Source organism: Pelobium manganitolerans (assembly GCF_003609575.1).
In the GTDB taxonomy this organism is placed as follows: Bacteria; Bacteroidota; Bacteroidia; order Sphingobacteriales; family Sphingobacteriaceae; genus Pseudopedobacter; species Pseudopedobacter manganitolerans.
Window position 1 is genome coordinate 1 of record NZ_MBTA01000022.1, and the last position, 630, is coordinate 630.

Annotated in this window: 1 rRNA gene; it reads left to right on the top strand. The window is 54.5% G+C overall.

Features of this window, described 5'->3' with window-relative positions:
- A 16S ribosomal RNA gene (locus BCY91_RS08560) occupies positions 1-541 on the top strand; the annotation flags it as partial.
- Positions 542-630: the final 89 nt, after the last annotated feature.

The following is a 630-nucleotide window of genomic DNA, read 5'->3' on the forward strand; positions in this document are numbered from 1 at the left end:
AGAACGGGCCAGAAATGGTCAACTCTTTGGACACTCGTAAACAGGTGGTGCATGGTTGTCGTCAGCTCGTGTCGTGAGATGTTGGGTTAAGTCCCGCAACGAGCGCAACCCTCGTTCTATGTTGCCAGCACGTNTGGTGGGAACTCATGGGATACTGCCGGGGTCAACTCGGAGGAAGGTGGGGATGACGTCAAATCATCATGCCCCTTATGTCTTGGGCTTCACGCATGCTACAATGGCCGGTACAAAGGGCTGCAATACCGCGAGGTGGAGCGAATCCCAAAAAGCCGGTCCCAGTTCGGATTGAGGTCTGCAACTCGACCTCATGAAGTCGGAGTCGCTAGTAATCGCAGATCAGCAACGCTGCGGTGAATACGTTCCCGGGTCTTGTACACACCGCCCGTCAAGTCATGAAAGTCGGTAACACCTGAAGCCGGTGGCCTAACCCTTGTGGAGGGAGCCGTCGAAGGTGGGATCGGTAATTAGGACTAAGTCGTAACAAGGTAGCCGTACCGGAAGGTGCGGCTGGATCACCTCCTTTCTAAGGAGCATCTGACTCTTCGGAGTCCAGAACCCAGATCGAAGACGTTCGTTCTTCGCTGGGAGCTCATGGGTGGAACATTTGACATG